This is a genomic window from Microcystis ichthyoblabe FBCC-A1114 (genome assembly GCF_050500245.1).
GTDB lineage: Bacteria > Cyanobacteriota > Cyanobacteriia > Cyanobacteriales > Microcystaceae > Microcystis > Microcystis ichthyoblabe_A.
In genome coordinates this window covers 4,584,000-4,603,863 of record NZ_CP191408.1, presented here as the reverse complement: position 1 = coordinate 4,603,863, position 19,864 = coordinate 4,584,000, and the positions used below count along the sequence as shown (strand labels likewise).

18 protein-coding genes and 2 pseudogenes are annotated in these 19,864 nt (G+C 40.6%); 6 read left to right on the top strand and 14 right to left on the bottom strand.

Annotated elements, in window-relative coordinates; translation table 11 throughout:
* Positions 1-7 precede the first annotated feature (7 nt).
* Together ACQY1Y_RS22440 and ACQY1Y_RS22435 are read right to left on the bottom strand one after the other, a co-directional pair.
* The gene (locus ACQY1Y_RS22440) at positions 8-1,687 is read right to left on the bottom strand and encodes a glycosyltransferase family 39 protein (protein ID WP_430013592.1); all 1,680 of its coding nucleotides are present in this window, start codon (positions 1,685-1,687) and stop codon (positions 8-10) included.
* Position 1,688: 1 nt separating this feature from the next.
* A complete protein-coding gene (locus ACQY1Y_RS22435) occupies positions 1,689-2,264 on the bottom strand; it encodes a hypothetical protein (protein ID WP_002738922.1) in 576 nt (191 codons plus the stop codon).
* A gap of 236 nt (positions 2,265-2,500) precedes the next feature.
* On the opposite strand from ACQY1Y_RS22435, the gene ACQY1Y_RS22430 reads away from it, so the two are divergent.
* A complete protein-coding gene (locus tag ACQY1Y_RS22430) occupies positions 2,501-2,695 on the top strand; it encodes a hypothetical protein (RefSeq protein WP_002738625.1) in 195 nt (64 codons plus the stop codon).
* A 302-nt stretch (positions 2,696-2,997) separates the two neighbouring features.
* Here the strand turns inward: ACQY1Y_RS22430 and ACQY1Y_RS22425 are convergent, their stop codons facing one another.
* Positions 2,998-4,527, bottom strand: coding sequence for a pyruvate kinase (locus ACQY1Y_RS22425; RefSeq protein ID WP_430013591.1), 1,530 nt, complete (start codon positions 4,525-4,527; stop codon positions 2,998-3,000).
* A 610-nt stretch (positions 4,528-5,137) separates the two neighbouring features.
* On the opposite strand from ACQY1Y_RS22425, the gene gatB reads away from it, so the two are divergent.
* The gene (gatB, locus tag ACQY1Y_RS22420) at positions 5,138-6,610 is read left to right on the top strand and encodes an Asp-tRNA(Asn)/Glu-tRNA(Gln) amidotransferase subunit GatB (protein WP_024970796.1); all 1,473 of its coding nucleotides are present in this window, start codon (positions 5,138-5,140) and stop codon (positions 6,608-6,610) included.
* 279 nt (positions 6,611-6,889) lie between these two features.
* Positions 6,890-7,540 carry a ParA family protein gene (locus tag ACQY1Y_RS22415; RefSeq protein ID WP_002777994.1) on the top strand — a complete coding sequence of 217 codons (651 nt, stop codon included), beginning with the start codon at positions 6,890-6,892 and terminating at the stop codon, positions 7,538-7,540.
* A gap of 17 nt (positions 7,541-7,557) precedes the next feature.
* Here ACQY1Y_RS22415 and ACQY1Y_RS22410 read toward each other — a convergent pair whose 3' ends face one another.
* The 8 genes from ACQY1Y_RS22410 to ACQY1Y_RS22375 all read right to left on the bottom strand — a co-directional run bounded on the left by ACQY1Y_RS22410 (position 7,558) and on the right by ACQY1Y_RS22375 (position 12,932).
* Entirely contained in the window at positions 7,558-8,010 is a 453-nt protein-coding gene (locus tag ACQY1Y_RS22410; protein WP_002777993.1) for a hypothetical protein, read from the bottom strand.
* Between the two features lie 48 nt (positions 8,011-8,058).
* Positions 8,059-8,841 (bottom strand): pentapeptide repeat-containing protein, encoded by a 783-nt coding sequence (locus ACQY1Y_RS22405; RefSeq protein ID WP_272103550.1) that lies wholly within the window; start codon positions 8,839-8,841, stop codon positions 8,059-8,061.
* A 547-nt stretch (positions 8,842-9,388) separates the two neighbouring features.
* Complete coding sequence (locus ACQY1Y_RS22400; protein ID WP_002738825.1) at positions 9,389-10,051, bottom strand: Na(+)/H(+) antiporter subunit B; 663 nt, start codon at positions 10,049-10,051, stop codon at positions 9,389-9,391.
* A complete protein-coding gene (locus ACQY1Y_RS22395) occupies positions 10,051-10,593 on the bottom strand; it encodes a DUF4040 domain-containing protein (protein WP_002738849.1) in 543 nt (180 codons plus the stop codon). Before ACQY1Y_RS22395 ends, ACQY1Y_RS22400 begins: the two co-directional genes overlap by 1 nt.
* Positions 10,594-10,601: 8 nt before the next feature.
* The gene (locus ACQY1Y_RS22390; RefSeq protein ID WP_002752066.1) at positions 10,602-10,871 is read right to left on the bottom strand and encodes a monovalent cation/H(+) antiporter subunit G; all 270 of its coding nucleotides are present in this window, start codon (positions 10,869-10,871) and stop codon (positions 10,602-10,604) included.
* Complete coding sequence (locus ACQY1Y_RS22385) at positions 10,868-11,119, bottom strand: hypothetical protein (RefSeq protein ID WP_002739224.1); 252 nt, start codon at positions 11,117-11,119, stop codon at positions 10,868-10,870. The genes ACQY1Y_RS22390 and ACQY1Y_RS22385 overlap by 4 nt, the downstream gene beginning before the upstream one ends.
* Complete coding sequence (locus ACQY1Y_RS22380; protein ID WP_002738904.1) at positions 11,116-11,499, bottom strand: Na+/H+ antiporter subunit E; 384 nt, start codon at positions 11,497-11,499, stop codon at positions 11,116-11,118. Before ACQY1Y_RS22380 ends, ACQY1Y_RS22385 begins: the two co-directional genes overlap by 4 nt.
* Entirely contained in the window at positions 11,496-12,932 is a 1,437-nt protein-coding gene (locus ACQY1Y_RS22375) for a cation:proton antiporter (protein ID WP_430013590.1), read from the bottom strand. Before ACQY1Y_RS22375 ends, ACQY1Y_RS22380 begins: the two co-directional genes overlap by 4 nt.
* 90 nt (positions 12,933-13,022) lie before the next feature.
* On the opposite strand from ACQY1Y_RS22375, the pseudogene ACQY1Y_RS22370 reads away from it, so the two are divergent.
* Positions 13,023-14,350 (top strand): annotated as a pseudogene (locus ACQY1Y_RS22370) (RNA-guided endonuclease InsQ/TnpB family protein).
* Positions 14,351-14,389: 39 nt separating this feature from the next.
* On the opposite strand, the gene ACQY1Y_RS22365 reads toward ACQY1Y_RS22370, so the two are convergent.
* Together ACQY1Y_RS22365 and ACQY1Y_RS22360 are read right to left on the bottom strand one after the other, a co-directional pair.
* Positions 14,390-14,737 carry an NADH-quinone oxidoreductase subunit K gene (locus tag ACQY1Y_RS22365; RefSeq protein WP_002796737.1) on the bottom strand — a complete coding sequence of 116 codons (348 nt, stop codon included), beginning with the start codon at positions 14,735-14,737 and terminating at the stop codon, positions 14,390-14,392.
* Positions 14,738-15,140: 403 nt separating this feature from the next.
* Positions 15,141-16,481: a cation:proton antiporter gene (locus ACQY1Y_RS22360; RefSeq protein WP_430014708.1), complete on the bottom strand. Its 1,341-nt coding sequence runs from the start codon at positions 16,479-16,481 to the stop codon at positions 15,141-15,143.
* A gap of 161 nt (positions 16,482-16,642) precedes the next feature.
* Here ACQY1Y_RS22360 and ACQY1Y_RS22355 point away from each other — a divergent pair.
* A pseudogene (locus ACQY1Y_RS22355) lies at positions 16,643-17,857 on the top strand (ISL3 family transposase).
* A gap of 34 nt (positions 17,858-17,891) precedes the next feature.
* On the opposite strand, the gene ACQY1Y_RS22350 reads toward ACQY1Y_RS22355, so the two are convergent.
* Positions 17,892-18,143, bottom strand: coding sequence for a hypothetical protein (locus ACQY1Y_RS22350; RefSeq protein ID WP_430013589.1), 252 nt, complete (start codon positions 18,141-18,143; stop codon positions 17,892-17,894).
* A gap of 223 nt (positions 18,144-18,366) precedes the next feature.
* Here ACQY1Y_RS22350 and ACQY1Y_RS22345 point away from each other — a divergent pair, with 223 nt between their 5' ends.
* Positions 18,367-19,521 carry an ISL3 family transposase gene (locus ACQY1Y_RS22345; protein ID WP_430013357.1) on the top strand — a complete coding sequence of 385 codons (1,155 nt, stop codon included), beginning with the start codon at positions 18,367-18,369 and terminating at the stop codon, positions 19,519-19,521.
* Positions 19,522-19,864 lie beyond the last annotated feature (343 nt).

The window sequence follows — 19,864 nt, the reverse complement described above, 5'->3', positions numbered from 1 at the left end:
AATAGCCCTACTTAACTTTATTATTATAATTCATCGATCGCCCACAGAGAAACTTTTGATATTGATAACCTGTTACATAATTGGAGGACAACTCTGAAGGTTGACAGTCCGATAAATCTATTGAAGAATGGAAATTGATTAACCATAATTCAAAAGGGGGAGAAGATGACCGATTAAAATTTGGCTTTTGTTCTGGGTTAACTAAGAGAAACTTAGGGTTTTTGTCGGGAAATTTTTGGTTAAATTCCCAAGCAATTCCCATCATTTCTCCCACCTGCACCAAACTCCTATAGCTAGTGGCAATTACTAACGGATAACGGCTATTATTTTCGATGATGGTAACTAATTTATCCGGGCGATAATACTTACGATAGCCTAAATTAAAAGTCACACTTAGGGAACTAACTAAAGCCATGATAATTACAATAATTACTATTCTTTTCTGCTGCCTTTGCCAACAATTGTCTAATAAAATTGCCAGAATTAAAATTACCGAGGGAAAGTAAACAAAACTATATCTAGCTCCCCGGGTAATATCGATCGAAAGCAGATAGGTGATGACAAAGAAAATGGCAATTGAACTGAGAAAAAATGCCGAGAGAATGCCTAATTCTGGTTTATAGGAGTCTAGCCATGCTGTTTTTAATTGTGGGATAATCCAGAGAAAAAAACCGATCATTATTGCCCCAGAAATCAAGATAATTATTAAAGATTCTGATTCAACGGGGAGCAGGGAAAGCATAGTTATTAATGTTCCCAGTAACTGAAAAAAGGGGCTAATTACGGCTAAAAAACTATCATTGTCTCTCTGAATCCAACCAGTCATCTGATTGCCATAATCTTTGGGTACAAAGCTGATAAACCAAATAATAATAAAGCTCAAGTTACCTAAAAAAACTAAACTTAAACGCCACCAATTAGTTATCCAAAAGTTTTTTTGTTTGATTTGCTTGAATAAAATCCATAATAAAGTTAGCACTTCCGCTAGGATAGTTAAACTAAAAAAATAGTGGACTAATAACCCTAGACAGTTGACAATTAACCAGAAAAAAACCAAAGTATGGGATATTCTCTTATGGTCGATAATTTTGCTGCTTGCCCTCAGAAAACAGCCTAAAGATATGAGGACAAATACAACTGCTAAAGTATAATGACGCGCTTCTTGGGAGATAAAAACCGCGTAGGGAGAAACCGCCATTAAAATCGCCGACAGAAAAGCGATCGAGCCAGATTTAAAGACCAATTTACTGATAAAATAAATTAGAGGAATCGAAATAACTCCCCAAAATACTGCCAGCGATCGCATTCCTGCTAAAGATACATATTCTCCCCGATCAAAGAATAATTTATTCCAGAAATAGGCGAAAATAAAATATAAAGGTGGATGATTGTCCTCCTGAATAACTAATTTAATTACATCGGCAATAGTTGCCTGATGGTTGCTCTGGAGAGGTGCTAATAAAGTGTCTAGGGAAATTATTTGATTTAACGGCACTATCTGGTAATTATTGCCAATACTAAAAACCATAGTGGCAAATTCATCCGTCCAGGGAGGTTTGCTCGTTAATTGTGTTAACCTAATAACCAGTCCCAAAATTATTACTAATCCTAACCAAAAAAAATCAGACCAAGCTAACCGCTCCTTGCCTTTTTGTTGTAGATTAGAAATGACTGTAGATAAATTCAATTTAATTGTTATCTCCAAAAGATTCGATTATTTTAACCGCTTCCGATGGGGAAATATCTTGACGGCAATTAGGATAATCATACTCCTCCCGGGCAATTAATGCCCCACTGAGACGATAAAAATATTCTCCCATTTTCATCCAATCGGAATATAAATCGGGTTCGGGGAATTGTTGCCTTAATTCCGAGTCTTTGGGTGTACCATAATTAAGCCAGTATCCTTCTCCAAATAGTGGGGAATTGAGCGCTAGGGTTCCCTCTAATTCTAAACCATCATCGCCCCTGGCGTTTTCGATTCCTTCCACCAAAAAACAGCTATTCTCGGCATTTTCAAAGAGGACTGCGTATCCTTTCCCCTCTTCTGCGAGGATTTTAATCTCGCTGGCCCGAAATCCGGGGGGGATATAGTTAGGTAAAATAATCTTAGCATCTAGCGATCGCAGTTGTTGCCGTTGACTGGCGCTCAAAGTTACCGTTTCTGCTCTCAAATATTGCCCATTGTCAATAATAACAATAGATAATCCTAAAACTAAAGGCCAGAAAAATTTTATGGTCATAATCGCTGTTTCTAGGGTCATATTCTGGAGAATATGTCAGTTTTTAGGCAATTTACTGATTATTTAACCATATAAGCGACGAATATTGCCCTTTTCCTGTTCCCGATTCCCTATTTACCGATTCTAATCGACAAAAAATCATAGCTTATCTGTGGATTCCACTTTTTTCCACTTCTGTCACCCGGAATTATGGGACTGACATCACCCCAAACCCTCTCGTATTCTAAGGTTATCGACAGGAAAGAGAGGTAACAACCATGTTAGTCAGCCACCAAAATCCAACTTTTGTCCGTAACTACTTAATCGCAGTTATCTCCGTGGTGATGATGGGTGTGGGAGTTGCCGATCTCGTCAATAATCCCTCCCGAATCGCTCAACAAAACCGTCTTGATGGTTATGGTCGCTATGTTAGCGCTGGTTTGGTTAGCGGTGCGGTCAATAATATGCGTTAATTTGCCTCTGATTGGCTCTTCTCGACTTTGTGTGATAATTTTTGCTTATGGAATCGTGAAATGCTTATCGGGTAACACTTTTAGGACTATTTTGTCGAAGAAACTATCAGTATAGACCTCGTTTCCACACAGAAACCAGAAGAGCCTCTGATTCTCAATCCTGTTGAAAAGGTGTGGGGGAGTGGGAGTTTTTTCAGTGGTCAGTAAACAGTAAACAGTAAACAGTAAACAGTGAACTGATAACTGATAACTAATAACTGATAACTGATAACTGATAACTGATAACTGATAACTGAAACTGCCTAAACCCAAGAATGGAGAGCGCGTAATTGGGGCGTTTTTTTAGCTTGGTGGGTCTGCATTCTTTGTAAAACATCATCGAGAATTGTCACCGCTTCGCGGATATATTCCCCCTTATTCAGCATGACACATTCAGCCCTTTCGGCCATAGCGGCATCGGTAATCTCGGCCCGGGAGGGAATACTTTTCTTGACCAGATTTTCTAGGACTTGGGTAGCCCAAATTACTGGAATATGGGCCGCTTCGCATAACCAGAGAATTTCCTCTTGAATTTCTGCTAATCTTTGATAGCCAATTTCTACAGCCAAATCACCCCGGGCAATCATCACCCCAAAAGGTTGTTTACCGGCGGCATGGATGATTAATTCGGGTAGATTTTTCACGGCTAAAGGTGTTTCTATTTTGGCCACAATTGCTTTTTGTCGCCAAGCATCCCCCAAACGACTTTGTAACTCTAGCTGTAGTGTCTCGATATCGCTGGCTTTTTGTACAAAAGAGTAACCGATAATATCGGCATTTTCGGCAATAAAATCTAAATCTTGCCGGTCTTTTGCGGTCAAAGGATCGATATTTAAGACGGTATCGGGGAAATTTAGTCCCTTATCTGCTTTGAGTTTTTCCCCTTTCTCCCTGGCGTGGGTAATTTTTAGTAAAAGACCTTCCGGCATTATGGCAATAACTTCAGCCCCAATATGACCATCATCAATCCAAACTTTCGCCCCGACGGGAATTTGGGGAATAATTTCCGGTTGGGAACAATTAGCCTGAAAATACTGAGGATGGGCAGTATGGGGCGGTTGGGTGGTTAAGAGGAGAAAATCCCCTTGATATAGTCTGGTTTGGGACTGGGGAGCTAAAATCTCTTCTAAACGGATTTTTGGACCGGCTAAGTCCATATAAACTTTACAGGTATGTCCATTGACTAAATTTTCGGGATTTTTGACTGCCTCGCGCAGATTTTCAATCATTCCCTGCCACTCTTTCGGGCTATCATGGGCGCAATTAATGCGAATACAGTCCATCCCGCAACGCAGTAATTGGGCGATAAAATCGGGGTCGGTTGCCGCCTCCGTCGGCATTGTCACCATAATTCGCACCCGACGCCGGGGGGAAGACAGACCAAAAACTTCGGCGCTATGGGAGGCTAAAAGTTGATCTCCTTGGAAAAATGCCTCTAAAGGGGGATGTTTGGGTAATAATGAGGCTTCTTGATGACAAACCGCCCCTAAAGTGGCAATTACCGCATCGAGAGTCGGTAAAACTTTCGATTCAATCCGGCCTAGGGAAGATAATCCCCAGGGCATTAAAGCTAATTGTAAATCCCGGATATCTTCTTGTCTCAGGGCGAGATAATAGGCTAAATTACGGGTGCTAGGTTGAAAATTATCCTTTTCAATCAGGTTTTTCCACTGCTGCAATTTCTCCTCTCCTTCTACTGTCACAAAATGCCGTAACTTTTGCAGATGATGGAGGAGAGTTTGAGGGTAGGATAATTGTTCTCGTTTGAGTTGTTCTGAGAGAGTTAAAGACATAAAATCAAGTAAAAAGTAAAAATCGTCAATTAAGTAAGTGGTTTCAATTAAATTGAAGATAGATTTTGTCCTTGATCCCCCCTGCCCCCCTTGATAAGGGGGGTGCCGATCCCCCCTTAATAAGGGAGGTATCTGACAATTTTTAACATCCACCTACTTACTAAGGCAATATTTGCCTAGAAAATGCTCACTTTCGCCGCTTATATTGCTTTTGTCCGGCTATGGGGTCAGTTCTTGGACATAATCTCTCTGTTTCTATACTAAGCGAATATCCCGCCTCTAGAAGTTAATTTTTGCTACGATTTGTGGCGGTTATCTTCATGGTGAGTTGGGAAGTTTTCGTTTTCGGGAGTCGCTGGTCGGTGGTCGCTACTAGAAAAGCTAGGTTTATCGGTGAAAAATTATCGATAAGCTTCCCTGTCTTATACCTTTGATATTATTAAAATAATGGCGGACATTGGTTGAATCAATTATCTTTTTTGAGCTATATTCAGGCTGTATAAAGTGATTAGTAACTACAGTATTAAGTTTTATGAAGGGAGGGAATGATCCAGAATCGCGACTATAATGATTAAACAGATCATTCCTGTGTCGGCGAGAGCGAGAAAATATGTCTGCCACTGAATACGAAGCAATTATCGGTTTAGAAACCCACTGTCAACTGAACACCAGAAGCAAGATATTTTGTTCCTGTCCCACCAACTTCGATAGTCCCCCCAATACTAACGTCTGTCCCATCTGTTTGGGTTATCCGGGGGTATTACCCGTCCTTAACCAAGAAGTCCTGGCCAGTGCCGTTAAACTGGGATTAGCTATCGATGGTAAAATTACACCTCATAGCAAATTCGATCGCAAACAGTATTTTTATCCCGACCTGCCGAAAAATTATCAAATTTCCCAGTATGATCTCCCTATTGTCGAACAGGGTCAACTAGAAATCGAGATCGTCGATAAAAAAACTAAGGAAGTTAGCCGCAAAATTATCGGCATTACCCGTCTGCACATGGAAGAAGACGCGGGAAAACTGGTTCATGCTGGCAGCGAACGTCTCTCCGGTTCCACCCATTCCCTCGTGGATTTTAATCGTACAGGTGTACCATTATTGGAGATCGTCTCGGAACCGGATTTACGCACCGGGGCCGAAGCGGCGGAATATGCCCAAGAATTACGGCGTTTAGTGCGTTATCTCGGCATCAGTGACGGTAATATGCAGGAAGGTTCCCTGCGCTGCGATGTCAATATTTCTGTTCGCAAAAAAGGCACTAAAAAGTTCGGGACTAAGGTAGAAATTAAAAATATGAACTCCTTTAGTGCTATCCAAAAAGCCATAGAATACGAGATTGATCGACAAATTGAAGCGATCGAAAATGGCGAACTAATCGTACAGGAAACCCGTCTTTGGGAAGAAGCTACTCAACGGACGATTAGTATGCGGAAAAAAGAAGGTTCTAGCGATTATCGCTATTTTCCCGAACCGGATTTACCCCCCCTGGAAGTCTCCCCCGAACAGTTAAAAGCTTGGGCAGAAGAATTACCGGAATTACCCGCTCATAAACGTCGTCGTTATGAAGAAGAATTTGGTCTTTCCCCCTACGATGCCAGGGTTTTAACCGATGATCGCACCGTGGCCGAATATTTTGAAACTGCCGTAATTGCGGGGGCCAATGCGAAATTAGTCGCTAACTGGATCAGTCAAGATATCGCCGCTTATTTGAATAATAATAAGCTGATGATCACGGAAATTGCCCTGCAAGCGTCAGACTTAGCTGAATTAGTTAAACTGATTGAAACGGGAACAATTAGTGGCAAAATTGCTAAGGAAATTTTACCGGAACTTCTCACCCAGGGCGGTTCACCCAAAGCGCTGGTGGAAAAGAAAGGATTGATACAAATTTCTGACACTTCTGCCATCGAAAAACTGATCGAGGAAATTATCGCCTCCCATCCAAGCGAGTTAGAAAAATTCCGGGCGGGTAAAACCAATCTTAAGGGATTTTTTGTCGGTCAAGTCATGAAAAAAAGCGGCGGTAAGGCCGATCCTAAATTAACTAGCCAAATCTTAGATCAAAAACTTTCTGGTTAGTTATATTCAGTGATCAGTAATCAGTAAACAGTAATCAGTGAACTTAAAACTCAAATCTGATAACTGATAACTGATAACTGGTAACTGGTAACTGATAACTGATAACTGATAAGTAGCTGGTTATAATTAAATTGAAGATAGATTTTAGGTTCGATCCCCCCTGCCCCCCTTGATAAGGGGGGTGCCGGTAGGCGGGGGGATCCCCCCTTAATAAGAGGGGCATCTGATAACTTTTAACGCCTACTTACTTAACTGATAACTAATAACTGATAACTGAAAATGACCTCGCAATTAAAGTCTAATAGCCCAAAAATTCTCGCTGTTGTCAACGGTAAAGGTGGTGTGGGTAAAACCACCACTGCGGTTAATTTAGCGGCAATTTGGGGACAGAATCAGCGTGTTTTGCTTGTGGATGCGGATCCCCAGGGTTCCTCCACTTGGTGGGTAGAAAGAAATCAAGCGGGTATGGTATTTGATTTAGCCAAACAAATTAATACAGAGAAATTAGGAGAATTGCGTCAAATTATCGAGTATGATCTGATCGTGATTGACACACCACCAGCTTTGCGCTCCGAATTACTGACGGCAGTAATAGCAGAATCAGATTATTTAATTTTACCGACTCCTCCCGCACCGATGGATTTAATGGCTTTAATTGACACGGTACGCACGGCAGTTAAACCCCTAGGAATTGCCTATCGGGTTTTATTAACAAAAGTGGATTCCCGTAGTCTTAAGGAAACTTTAGAAGCACAAAATACTCTATTAGAATTAGGTATTCCTGCTTGTCATGCTTTTGTCAGAAATTATAAGGCCCACGAAAAAGCCGTTTTAGACGGGGTTGCTATTACCAATTGGCGCGGTAAAAATGCCCAGGAAGCCAGCGCCGATTATCGTCGTGTGGCCGAAGAATTAGAACGGGATTGGTAGATTTATGAACAGGTTTTCTAAGGACAATATTTTTGTAGTAAAGAAATCACTAAATCTAGACCATCGGGCTGAACTTGAATAGTATAGGCTTCGGCTTCGATTTGTCTGCTAAAACCCTGATAATTCATAAAAAATCTTCTGGTCATTGCTGGTGGTTCTATGGCTAAATTAAGAGCTTTAACTGTTTTGCCTCCATGACAAAGTTGAGCGGCATGGACAGCTTCATGAATTAATGTTGGTCGGGCAATACCTAAGTCAAAAACTAGGGGATGAATCCAAATAATTCTAGTTTTACTATCAAATAAACCGTAGGCTCCTCGCACTGGTGGCGGGGCAATTTTGACGATGAAATTGTGTTTTTCTAAAGCTTTCTGCAGCTGGAGAAAATCAGGGTTTGCCGCCGATAAATTTTCTCCTGTGGCTAATTGCATTCCTAGAAAAACAGCAGCGATTGTGTAATAAATGCCCATCGGGTGATAGTTCCTATTAAAGAAAAATCAAAATTAGCAAGAGGTTATTCATTGATGAATCGAACCATCGGGGAGAATTGTTCCTGTTAAAATTGCCCCGGTTAATTTCACCATAATACGCTTACCAAAGCCAATTTTTGCCCCGCGTAAATCCGCCGCCGACAGATCCGCCCCACTTAAATCCGCCCCGATGAGATTGGCTTCCTGTAAATTTGCGCCTTTAAGGTTCGCTTCGAGGAGATTGGCGCGAAAAAGATTAGCTTTGTACAGATTAGCTTTTTCTAGGTTAATTTTGTGCAGGAAACTATCGCTTAAGTCGGCATGGCTTAAATCAGCCCCGATGAGACTGCGACTAGAGAGATCTTTTTCTTTCAGGTTAGCTCCCTGTAAATCGGCTCCGTTTAAATCCCGATAGTGAGGGCGCCAGGCGCCATGATTGTGAACCTGATGGTTATTCTGGGAGTGGCTGTGTTGACTATGGGTTTGTTGACTGTGGGTTTGTTGACTGTGGGTTTGGGAATTTTGGCCGGGTTGGCTAGGGTGAGGCTGATAGGGAGAAGCAGTTTTATAGGCGTGGGCGGGCTGTGTTTCAGTTTTAGGGGCGGAATTGGAGCGTTTAGGAGAATTTTGATGAATTTGCCGCAATTGTTCCCTAGCTTGGTTAATTTCTTGCAGTTTAGCGGTGGCTTTTTCCAAAAGACGCTGATTATCTTTGGGAATGCGATCGGGATGCCAAATAAACACCAAATCTTTGTAGGCTTGATTGATCTCATCGAGAGATGCCCCATGATCTAACCCTAAAACTTTATAGTATCGCTCCAATTCTTTCATTATCGAAGTCCTAATACAAGGATAAAAGCATTAATGGCTACAATTTCTCTGAGTCTTGTCGGATTTTCTAGGAGAGGATTTCTTTCAGGATAATTTGACTCTGGGAGAGTTGCCATAAAATTTGAGAAAATGTCTGGTAATTAAGAAAATCTCGTTTTTCTATCCTGTTTTGATGCGTAACTGTATAGCACATAACAGCAAAATTAGCAAATTTTTGATACAAAACTTAATTTGTGCTGTTGGGGGTTAGGGAGAGAGAAGTGGGGAAGCGAGCAGGGTGAAAGCGTCTCAAACGCTATTGACAATTGGCCAATTTTGTGATCCGCGTGGGACTTTCAAGTGATACCAGTCGATTAGAATAGTTAGGAAATCGACCCATTTGGTCTATTTTTGCTTCACCATTGAGATGGTAAATTCTACTCAAATATGCTTGAATCGTCCTCTGGGTAAGCAACTCACATAAAGTTCATTTTGTCAAGGATTGTTAAGATGCGCTTACCCCGACATTGATATTCTCAATCTTAATTGAAATGACTATATTAACCTCTCACAATAAACCGCGATAACGGATAAAAACGAGGATTACTGCCCAAGAACCTAAAGCTACTTTAACGGCGACTAAAATGTTTAGTATCGGTAAAATACCGCCACTAAATAGCGCCCCTAATTCCCCGTGGGGTAACTCAAATCCTGAGAGAGTAATGGCGGCTAAAACAATAAAAACTAAGACGGAAATTTTCTCCCATGTTGCCGCTTGCCAACGGCGATAAATTGCTTGCATCCATTCGGGAGACGAGGTAATTGCTATTAAACCAATTGCTGTACCTCCGGCGACTCCGGCGGCAAAACCTCCCCCCGGACTTAAATGTCCGCGGATAGCTAATTCAATGCCCACTAAAGCGGCAATTGTTGACCCTAAACGGGCTAAAATAATTGAAGGTTGGTCGGTAAATTGATGGATTTTACTGGCGGGTTTTTCGGTGGCTAAAAGAAAATTCGCCCCCATAATGGCAATGGTAAAAACAACCACTTCATAGATGGTATCGTAGAGACGATTACGAAAAATAACCACCGAAACCGCATTAGGAACACCGCCATCGCGCACCAGGGATTCAACAATTTCTAAGGATGATATAGAGGAAGCAGTATTGGGAATAATTACCATTTTGACAGCGAAGGCAATAGCGGCTAGAGTATAAATCCATTTCATTAGTGTTTCTCCTCTAATTTTGGGGTTTCAATACAGGTTAAAATCGTGTTGGCTGCCGTTAATTCATTTTTAAAAATATCGTAGAGATAGGGTAATCTAATTGTGGTTTCGTAGGGGATGGTTTCTGGATTGTCTTGACGGATACAGACGGCATGAATATCCTTATCTATAAGTGCCTGTTGCAAAGCTTGTTTATCACTGTAGGCAACTAATTCTAAACGCATAAAACGTTTACTTAAAACCGTTTGTAGTTGAGTTTTTAACTGTTCTAAAACTGTATCGGTTTCCTCGGCAATTACTCCTAAACGCATCACTAAAGAGGAACGAATCGCCACCGCGTAGAGAGTTACGGCTAACATGGTTCCCATCAAAGCCTCGGTTAAAGATACATCTGCTGCCCCTAATAAAGCATAAACTAAAGCGGCTATTGCCCCTAAAACCCCGCGAATTACTAAAGCTTGGTAGGGATTAGATTGTAACATCACCATCGCCGCAGTTAAAGGCAAGAGGGCAACAATAACATAGAGATAACTTTCATTCATCTTTAATTCTACTCTCGATCGCTAGAAGTATAAGCCAAAACGTAGCCTAACATGGTGTTCCAAATTGCTAGGGAAATTATTGCCAATAATAATAAAGGCCAATTTTGGGGAACTTTCAAAAGTAGCCCGAAAATAATCGCCATCGAACCCAAAGTATCAGCGACAGATAGACCATGTAATTTATATAATACCGAGCGCTTGTCTAAAAGATGCGCCGTTCCCCAAAACCAGAAAAAAACTCCGATAGCGATGCAGATATAACTGAAAATGTCAATCATGATTCGTTCAATCGTTTAAGAATTTGTGCTAATAACATAAAACCGGCATTACCAACACTGAGAATAATCACTGCTACCACTCCAATCATCCAATCATCCCGCAGAACCGACACCACTAGAATAATAATCGATGATTTACTGGAAGCACTGGCAAAGGCGGCCATTTTTTGCCAGATGTCATCATTTTTTGCCACTTCATAAAGGGGAATTAATAGGGCGACAATCATGGCAATGAGAACAATATTCATCCCTGGGTACTCCGTTTAATTACATGAACTTCATAACCCTCATTTTCCTTGTATTCGGTGACGATAGTTTTCGGGGTAAAGGTAATCAGAAATATATCCCAAAAAGCCAATCTGGGTGAACGTTTACCCGAAATTCTCTCTAAAATAATTTCTTCTTCCTTGTGGGGACGAAAGATAATTTCAAACGCTTCTTTATAAGCTTGGGGAATAGCTATAAAGACTTTAATTATTACCTTTAACCAATCGCCTAAAGTTTCGCTAGAGGCGAAATTACGGGGCAAAAGAAAAGCAATAGCCACCCCGATCATAATATTAGCGGGGGTAAAATTAGCGGTGAGTAAAAACCACATAGTTAAACGCAGAATTATATGTCCAATCATGCTAAAACCATCCAAAATAATAGAACTAACATTATACTCATCATACCGATGAGATGATCAAATTGTTCCCAGACCCGCGATAATTTTAGGGATAACTTTTTGAAAACTCCCAGATATAACCACCACCCGGCACCGATGACGGCTAAAGCTTTGATAATATTGGGGATATTATAAGCTTCAACATAGACGGCATTGGATAAAAATAGGGCGGCAAGGAGCAGAATTATTGCTGTCCAGAAACCGATAGTTAACTTCTGTTTACTTTCGCCACCCGCGTGGGGTAAAAAGATAAATTTAGCAAAGGAAATCGCCGTCCCCACCGCCACAAGATTGATCATAATCTCTTGCCAAGGAACTAAATTTTTCATCGTTAACGCTTTCGCCCCAAAACCGGATAATAGGGGGAATCCAGAGATAGAAAAACTAGCAACCACTAGGGCAATCCAGAGGGAATTAGGGATCGATTGTTGCTGTAATTCTTTAAAATTGCGACTGGGCAAAACTCCCGCTAACAGAAATAGGCAAGATTTAACTAAACCGTGGGTAAGGGTATAAAAACCACTGACTACCGGGGCAGCTAAAATAAAACCTAACTGGGAAATAGTATGGAAGGCTAACATCCGCTTGCTATCCTTTTCAAACACTGCGTATGACACGCCAAAAATCGCCGTTAGCACCCCGAAAAGCCGAATTAGTCCATCCAAATCCTCTAGGATTAAAGCACAGCGCAGGAGGGGAAAAATGCCCGCTTTTACCACCACCCCTGACATCAGCGCCGAGACGGAGGTTTCCGATTCCGAGTGTGTCATCGGTAGCCATAATCCCGAGACAAAGATTCCCCCTTTGACTAATAATCCCATGAAGATTAAAGCCAAGGCTTCGGGAGGTGCGTCCTTTAAACCAGCAAAAGCAAAGGAATTATTGGCTTTATAGACTAAAACTGCGCCAATAAGGTAAAATAACATCGCTACATTGCTGATAAACAGATAACGCAGGGCAACCCAGAGAGAGCGATCGCTGCGAGGATAGGCAATCACCAGAAAAGCGGCAATACTAATTACTTCTAAGGCAACGTAAACGCTAATAAAATCTTCACAGACGAAGACAGAATTAATGCTGCCGTGGAGAATGATAGCTTGGGCGTAAAAAAAGGCGGTTTTGCTACTTTCCCAATTATAAAAGATCACCGCCATGGTCACCAGGGCATTGGTGAGGATAAAATAGGCACTTAACTGATCGGCTACCAGTTTCACGCCATAATTATCCAGTAGGTTGAGGGTTATGGGGGAGGATTGGCTAAATAGAAGGAGAGAATAGGCGAGAGAGATAATAGTGGCGGCGAGAGCCAGATATTTGTCTAATCGCGGCAATAAATAGATGATAAAGCCGATCAAAAAGGGTAAACTTATCCAAGCGAACGTTAAAGTATTCATCGAAAATTTGGGTCTGAAACCCCGTTGTTCTAGGTTGGCTTTACTGTTAAATACTAGCGCATTTAGAAGATATATTCTAGAATGTGAGGCATGGAAAAAGCCTATTCGTTTCGATTTTACCCCACACCAGAACAAGAGTCGCTATTGCGGCGCACTTTGGGCTGTGTAAGATTAGTTTACAATAAAGCTCTCCATCTCAGAACACAAGCTTGGTATGAAAGACAAGAAAGAGTAGGATATGCTGAAACGTCTTCAATGCTAACCGAGTGGAAAAAACAAGAAGAATTAAACTTTCTCAATGAAGTTAGCTGTGTACCTTTACAACAAGGGTTAAGACACCTACAAACAGCTTTTACTAATTTCTTTGCTGGTCGTACTAAGTATCCTAACTTTAAGAAAAAACATCAGGGAGGAAGTGCCGAATTTACCAAATCTGCTTTTAAATTTAAAGACAAACAAATCTATTTAGCCAAATGCACAGAATCTTTACCTATTCGATGGTCAAGACAAATCCCAGAAAGCTGTGAGCCAAGTACAGTAACAGTCAGATTACATCCTTCTGGACGTTGGCATATCTCAATTAGATTTGATGACCCAACGATTAAGCCTTTACCAGTAACAGATAAAGCCATTGGAATTGACTTAGGAATTAGTAGCCTTGTGATTACCAGCGATGGTGACAAAGTATCTAATCCTAAGCATTTTAAGAAACATTATCGGAGACTGCGAAAGGCACAAAAAAATCTTTCTAGGAAGAAAAAAGACTCAAAGAATCGGGAAAAAGCGAGAATCACAGTAGCCAGAATTCACGCTCAAATCACCGATAGTAGAAAAGACCATCTACACAAGCTAACCACTCAATTAGTCCGTGAAAACCAAACGATTGTGGTTGAGAATTTAGCCGTCAAGAATATGGTCAAAAACCCGAAATTATCTCAGGCAATATCTGACGTTAGTTGGGGAGAAATCACTCGACAATTAGCCTATAAATGCCGTTGGTATGGGAGAAATTACATCGAAATAGATAGATGGTTTCCTAGCTCTAAAAGGTGTAGTAATTGCGGGTATATTGCTGAGAAAATGCCGTTAAATGTTCGAGAATGGGACTGTCCAGACTGTGGAACACACCATGACCGAGATGTTAACGCTAGTAAAAATATTTTGGCCGCAGGGCTTGCGGTGTCAGTCTGTAGGCTCTTCTCGACTTTGTGTGATAATTTTTGCTTATGGAATCGTGAAATGCTTATCGGGTAACACTTTTAGGACTATTTTGTCGAAGAAACTATCAGTATAGACCTCGTTTCCACACAGAAACCAGAAGAGCCGTCTGTAGAGCGACCATAAGACCAGAACAGAGTAAAACTGTTAAGGCAGGTGCGGAACCCCGCAAGGGAAAGAAGCAGAAACCTAAATCGTGAGGTTTGGGAATCGCCGTCCGTTTTACGGCGGCGAGGATGTCAAGGTGTGTTATTTTTTTCTATCTCACTGCTGTCGAGGGTGGGGTTATCTTTGGCTAATTTCATCACTCCCACCAGCATTAACGCCTGAATCGAAAAACCGATGACGATCGCTGTTAAAATCACTGCTTGGGGTACAGGATCGGCGTAATTTTGCTGTTTAACTGTACCGAGGATGGGAGTAAATAAACCGTCACGGGAAGAAATCACCACATAGTAGGCGATAACGCCGGTACTCATGACATCCATGGCGATAATCTTCATGATTAAGTTTTTTTTCAGGAATGTTCCTAAAAATCCGCACAAAACGGTGGCGAATACAAACAACTCTAGCAGGGGAATCGTCACTGGGCTTCTTGATTAGATTTGGTTATGAGTCAAAATACTTTTTCTAATTATCCTCGATCGAGTCCCAATTGATCAAAAAATTCTCAGGCTTTGCCGCTTCTTCCTTGAATCATCGGTGAATTGGTGAAGATCTATAGTTACTATTAGCTAAAAGCTAGGAATGAGGGAGCTAATTGGGCTAGAATTAAAAGGAACAACAGCATTAACATAACAGCCATCATACCGACGAGATTATCAAATTGTTTCCAAGCTGTTGATAATTGGGTTCTTCGTTACTTGTTATGGTTCGATAGGGGGGCATAAATCGACTAAATCCTTGTCTGGCAAGAGATTTAATTGATTAGTTCGCTCTAGATCGAAAACAATTGACAAAAATCAGCAAATGTCTTTCTCTATAAAGGTTTTATCTCTTATGATCCTGTCCGTTGCATAAGACAAACCGAAGAACCGATAATTGTAAGGACAGCTTTTTAAATATCCCTAGATACAACCCCCAACCGATAGCAATAATCCCTAAAGCTTTGCTGATATTTCCCAGATTGTAGGCATCGAAATAGACAGCATTGGCTACAAATAAGGCAGTTAACAATAGTATTATTCCTAACCATCCACTCAAGGTTAACTTTCTCCCAGTGGTAACTTTTGCGTGGGGTAAAAAGATAAATTTGGCAGTGGCGATCGCTGTACCTAAGGCTGCTAAATTGATGGCTACCTCTTGCCAAGGGACTAAATTTTTCATCGTTAACGCTTTCGCTCCAAAACCGGATAATAGGGGGAATCCAGAGATGGAAAAACTAGCAACCACTAAGGCAATCCAGAGGGAATTAGGGATCGCTTGTTGCTGTAATTCTTTAAAATTGCGACTGGGTAAAACTCCCACTAACAGAAATAGGGAAGATTTAACTAATCCGTGGGTAAGGGTATAAAAACCGCTCACCGGTGGGGCAGCCAAAATAAAACCCAGCTGCACGATCGTGCTAAAGGCTAACATCCGCTTGCTATCCTTTTCAAAAATCATATAGGGTACGCCAAAAATCGCCGTTAGCACCCCTAAAAGCCGAATTAGTCCATCCAAATCCTCTAGGATTAAAGCACAGCGCAGGAGGGGAAAAATGCCCGCTTTTACCACCACCCCTGACATCAGCGCCGAGACAGAGGTTTCCGATTCCGAGTGTGTCATCGGTAGCCATAATCCCGAGACAAAGATTCCCCCTTTGACTAATAATCCCATGAAGATTAAAGCCAAGGCTTCGGGAGGTGCGCCCTTTAAACCAGCAAAAGCAAAGGAATTATTGGCTTTATAGACTAAAACTGCGCCAATAAGGTAAAATAACATCGCCACATTGCTGATAAACAGATAACGCAGGGCAACCCAGAGAGAGCGATCGCTGCGAGGATAGGCAATCACCAGAAAAGCGGCAATACTAATTACTTCTAAGGCAACGTAAACGCTAATAAAATCTTCACAGACGAAGACAGAATTAATGCTGCCGTGGAGAATGATAGCTTGGGCGTAAAAAAAGGCGGTTTTGCTACTTTCCCAGTTATAAAGGATCACCGCCATCGTCACCAGGGCATTAGTGAGGATAAAATAGGCACTTAACTGATCGGCTACCAGTTTCACGCCATAATTATCCAGTAGGTTGAGGGTTATGGGGGCGGATTGGCTAAATAGAAGGAGAGAATAGGCGAGAGAGATAACAGAAGTAATTAAGGACAGATATGGCTCTTCGGGAATTGTTATGCAAATAATTAACTTAAAATAAAATTCGATGAGAGTACCTAAGCTCAAAAGTAGCTGAAATCCATACAGGGAAGGACTTAAGGCACAAACAGGTTAATGCCAAAAGATAGACAATTGAGTTAAGATTTGATATAATTGCCAAAAACGAGATTATTTTACTTATGATACTTGACAAATTTTTGAACCTACAAGGAACCTGTATTCAAGGCTATCGACACCTAGAAAATATCGGTATAGTTTGACCAGTCGAATCGAAAAATCAAAAAGCAATCTGTCCTCGTTGTGGGTTAGAGAGCGATAAACTCCACCAAAATCATCGACATTTAGTCAAAGATTTACCAATCTCAGGTCAACCAGTGTACCTACAAGTTAATCGTCGTCAATTTAAGTGCGGTAATTGTCAGAAACCCTTTAGCGAAGAGTTAGATTTTGTCGCCAAGAAACGAACCTATACGAAAAGACTAGCCGAGAATATACTCGAACAATTAAAAGAAGGAGATATTTTAAATGTTAGCCGAAGAAATGACGTAACGGAAGAAGAGATTCAAAGAATGATAGAGGACATCGCCGAAGAAATTACAGAGCCAGACCTATCGGAATTAAAAAGACTAGGAATTGATGAAATCGCTCTAGTCAAAGGGCAAAAAAATTACTGTGCAGTTTTAGTAAATTTAGATACGGGAAAACTAATAGCTATTCTAGAGAAGCGAACACAAGAAGAATTGAGGAAAACGCTGACAGGCTGGGGAAAAGAGGTGTTAGAGCAAATTGAAGAAGTCAGCATAGATTTTTGGTTGCCCTATAAAAATTTGGTGAAAGAATTGATGCCATCGGCCGAGGTAGTCGCCGATAGATTTCATGTAATGAAACAAATTAATCAAGAGTTAGACGAACAGAGAAGAGCGGAAAAAAGAGCCGTAGAAGCGCAGAAAAATAAAAAACAGAAAACGGAAAAAGAAGCAAAGCTAGAAATTTTAAAGCGAAGTAAATATAGTCTGTTAAAAAATGAAGAAGATTTAACGGAAACTCAAAAAATCAAACTAGAAGCTATCAAAGAAAAATTCCCAAATTTGCAAAAGATGCAGGAATTAAAGGAAGAATTTAGAAAGATTTATGAAACCTCAGAGAATCCGACAGAGGGAATGCTATCCATCTCGGAATGGTTGGCAAAATCCTCCAGTGTTTTTACTAAGAGTTGTCAAACAATCCGAAACTGGTTTGGAGAAATAATTAGTTATTTCGAGCGAAGGACAACGAATGGGATGGTCGAGGGAATCAACAATAAACTTAAACTAATAAAACGGAGAGCCTATGGCTTTAGAAACTTTCGGAATTTTTGGGTTAGAAGTATGTTGTCTTGGCATCTTGTATGTTGATTTAGCATAAAGAGTAACGAAGAGCCACAGATATTTAGCCCAGCGAGACAGTAAATAGCCAATAAAGCCGCTCAAAAAGGGAACGACTATCCAAGCGATCGTTAGAGTATTGATGGTGTAGGATTTTCTGATCTTTACTTTGTCTAGGGCAGGGTTTTCCTAGACTAATCTGCTCAATTTCACCAGCAAAGATACTTTCTCTAATTATCCTCGATCGAGTCCTATTGATCAAGAATTTTTCGGGTGGCAAATAGATTGTTTTGGTTCTATAATAGACTTCTTGCATGATTTTTTTATGGTATAACGGAAGGTCTTGCTTTTTTCTCGATTTTTAGATAGAAGTGGAAAAAAGAATAAAATGTGATGTGATCTTAGGTCAAGAAATTATCCATACTTTTGCTATGTTTATTAGCAAAAATATGGATTAAGCTGTTCGTAATTTAAATTGCTGGCTCTTCTAGGTTCTGTGTGAGCATGGTATAATAGTAACACAGAACAGGAGGTGGGTTATGTGGATAAATTTTGATCAACTCCTCGATTTACCAAATGTAACAGTGGTCAATTATCAAAAAATTGCTCAGACAATTTTCCTAAAGCTCGCTCTTTTAAATGAAACAATTGAATGTCCGAATTGCCATCAAACCTTGGACAGAATCAATCAGACAGAGTATAATCTAGTCAGAGATTTGTCAATATTAGGCAATCCGGTATATTTAGAAGTACCACGCCGCCAGTTTCATTGTCAAAAGTGCCAAAAGTATATCAGCGAAAGACTGAGTTTTATGAGATTAAGACAGCCTCAGACAATTCGCTATGAATCGATGATTTATGAGAGAGTAAAAAATTGTAGCATCGAAGAAATAAGTCGAGAAGAAGGGTTAGGATGGTCAGAAGTTGAGTTAATATTTAATCACTGTGCTAAAGAACTAGAAAAGGAAGAGTGGGAAGCACCAGAACGAATAAGCTTGGATGAATTTAGTAACTTAAAAGGACATAAAGATTTCATAACAACGGTCGTAGATTTGGACAAAAAAATTTTACTAGATGTGATTAAAGGACATAAGCAAGAAGAATTAATGGAAGCCTTAAAGGCACAGCCAGACGCAGTTCGGGAGAAGGTGAAAGAAGTGAGCGTCGATATGTGGTCAGGATTTACAGCAGTGAGCAAGGAATTATTTCCCAATGCTAAAATCATCTATGACCGTTTTCATGTAATGGATATCATTAATGACGAGCTTAATAAATTGAGAAAGTTAATGGGGGTGCATGAAAAAGGATTACCTCATTTATTATGGAAGAATAAAGAGGACTTAAAGGACGAGCAAAAACAACAACTAGAAGTTATCCTGAAAGAACATCCCTGCTTGGGAATAGCCTGGGAAATGAAAGAAGAAATTAGACAAATTTATCAAAGTAGTAGAACGTTCAGAGGTGCTGAGAGAAAATTGGAAAAATGGATAAGAATAGGCGGGATATTATATCAAAGTAGTGCCAGCATGATCCAGAAGCATTTGCCTGGTATTTGTAATTACTTTGAAAATCATACAACCAACGGATTAATTGAGGGAATGAATACCAAAATCAAGCTTATTAAAAGAATGAGTTATGGATTTACCAATTTTGAACATCTTCGACTTAAGCTGTTTGCTTGCTTTAATTTATAACAAAAATTAACACACGAAAACCAGGAGAGCCAATTGCTTGTTGAGACGAGGCAAGAGGCAAGAGTCAAAAGGCAACAGTAAAGGGATTGGGGAAGGTTCGGCTAATCTAAGAATAAGCGTTTTAAATGCGTCTTAGCTTATCAAAACTTAAAGGAGCGCGAAAGTGTGATTACTTCAACCAATTATATCTCTCTACCCTTTTTTCTCCCAGTTCCTCTGCTACTAGCTTTCACCCACTTATGTCAAGCAGTCAGGCTTATCGGTTAAACAACTTTGATAACTTTAGGCGAAGAGTCCTCCTAAATTGGCGTTTTGTTACTAATCGATCCTACTCAGTCTAGGA

Excerpts from the sequence above, each read along its gene's own strand:
- ACQY1Y_RS22395 (WP_002738849.1), bottom strand. The coding sequence starts at position 10,593 with ATGAATGAAAGTTATCTCTATGTTATTGTTGCCCTCTTGCCTTTAACT.
- ACQY1Y_RS22400 (WP_002738825.1), bottom strand. The coding sequence starts at position 10,051 with ATGAAATGGATTTATACTCTAGCCGCTATTGCCTTCGCTGTCAAAATG.
- ACQY1Y_RS22410 (WP_002777993.1), bottom strand. The coding sequence starts at position 8,010 with ATGGGCATTTATTACACAATCGCTGCTGTTTTTCTAGGAATGCAATTA.
- ACQY1Y_RS22385 (WP_002739224.1), bottom strand. The coding sequence starts at position 11,119 with ATGAATATTGTTCTCATTGCCATGATTGTCGCCCTATTAATTCCCCTT.
- ACQY1Y_RS22380 (WP_002738904.1), bottom strand. The coding sequence starts at position 11,499 with ATGATTGGACATATAATTCTGCGTTTAACTATGTGGTTTTTACTCACC.
- ACQY1Y_RS22405 (WP_272103550.1), bottom strand. The coding sequence starts at position 8,841 with ATGAAAGAATTGGAGCGATACTATAAAGTTTTAGGGTTAGATCATGGG.
- ACQY1Y_RS22350 (WP_430013589.1), bottom strand. The coding sequence starts at position 18,143 with ATGCAAGAAGTCTATTATAGAACCAAAACAATCTATTTGCCACCCGAA.
- ACQY1Y_RS22390 (WP_002752066.1), bottom strand. The coding sequence starts at position 10,871 with ATGATTGACATTTTCAGTTATATCTGCATCGCTATCGGAGTTTTTTTC.
- ACQY1Y_RS22425 (WP_430013591.1), bottom strand. The coding sequence starts at position 4,527 with ATGTCTTTAACTCTCTCAGAACAACTCAAACGAGAACAATTATCCTAC.
- ACQY1Y_RS22375 (WP_430013590.1), bottom strand. The coding sequence starts at position 12,932 with ATGAATACTTTAACGTTCGCTTGGATAAGTTTACCCTTTTTGATCGGC.
- gatB (WP_024970796.1), top strand. The coding sequence starts at position 5,138 with ATGTCTGCCACTGAATACGAAGCAATTATCGGTTTAGAAACCCACTGT.
- ACQY1Y_RS22415 (WP_002777994.1), top strand. The coding sequence starts at position 6,890 with ATGACCTCGCAATTAAAGTCTAATAGCCCAAAAATTCTCGCTGTTGTC.
- ACQY1Y_RS22435 (WP_002738922.1), bottom strand. The coding sequence starts at position 2,264 with ATGACCCTAGAAACAGCGATTATGACCATAAAATTTTTCTGGCCTTTA.
- ACQY1Y_RS22345 (WP_430013357.1), top strand. The coding sequence starts at position 18,367 with ATGTGGATAAATTTTGATCAACTCCTCGATTTACCAAATGTAACAGTG.
- ACQY1Y_RS22430 (WP_002738625.1), top strand. The coding sequence starts at position 2,501 with ATGTTAGTCAGCCACCAAAATCCAACTTTTGTCCGTAACTACTTAATC.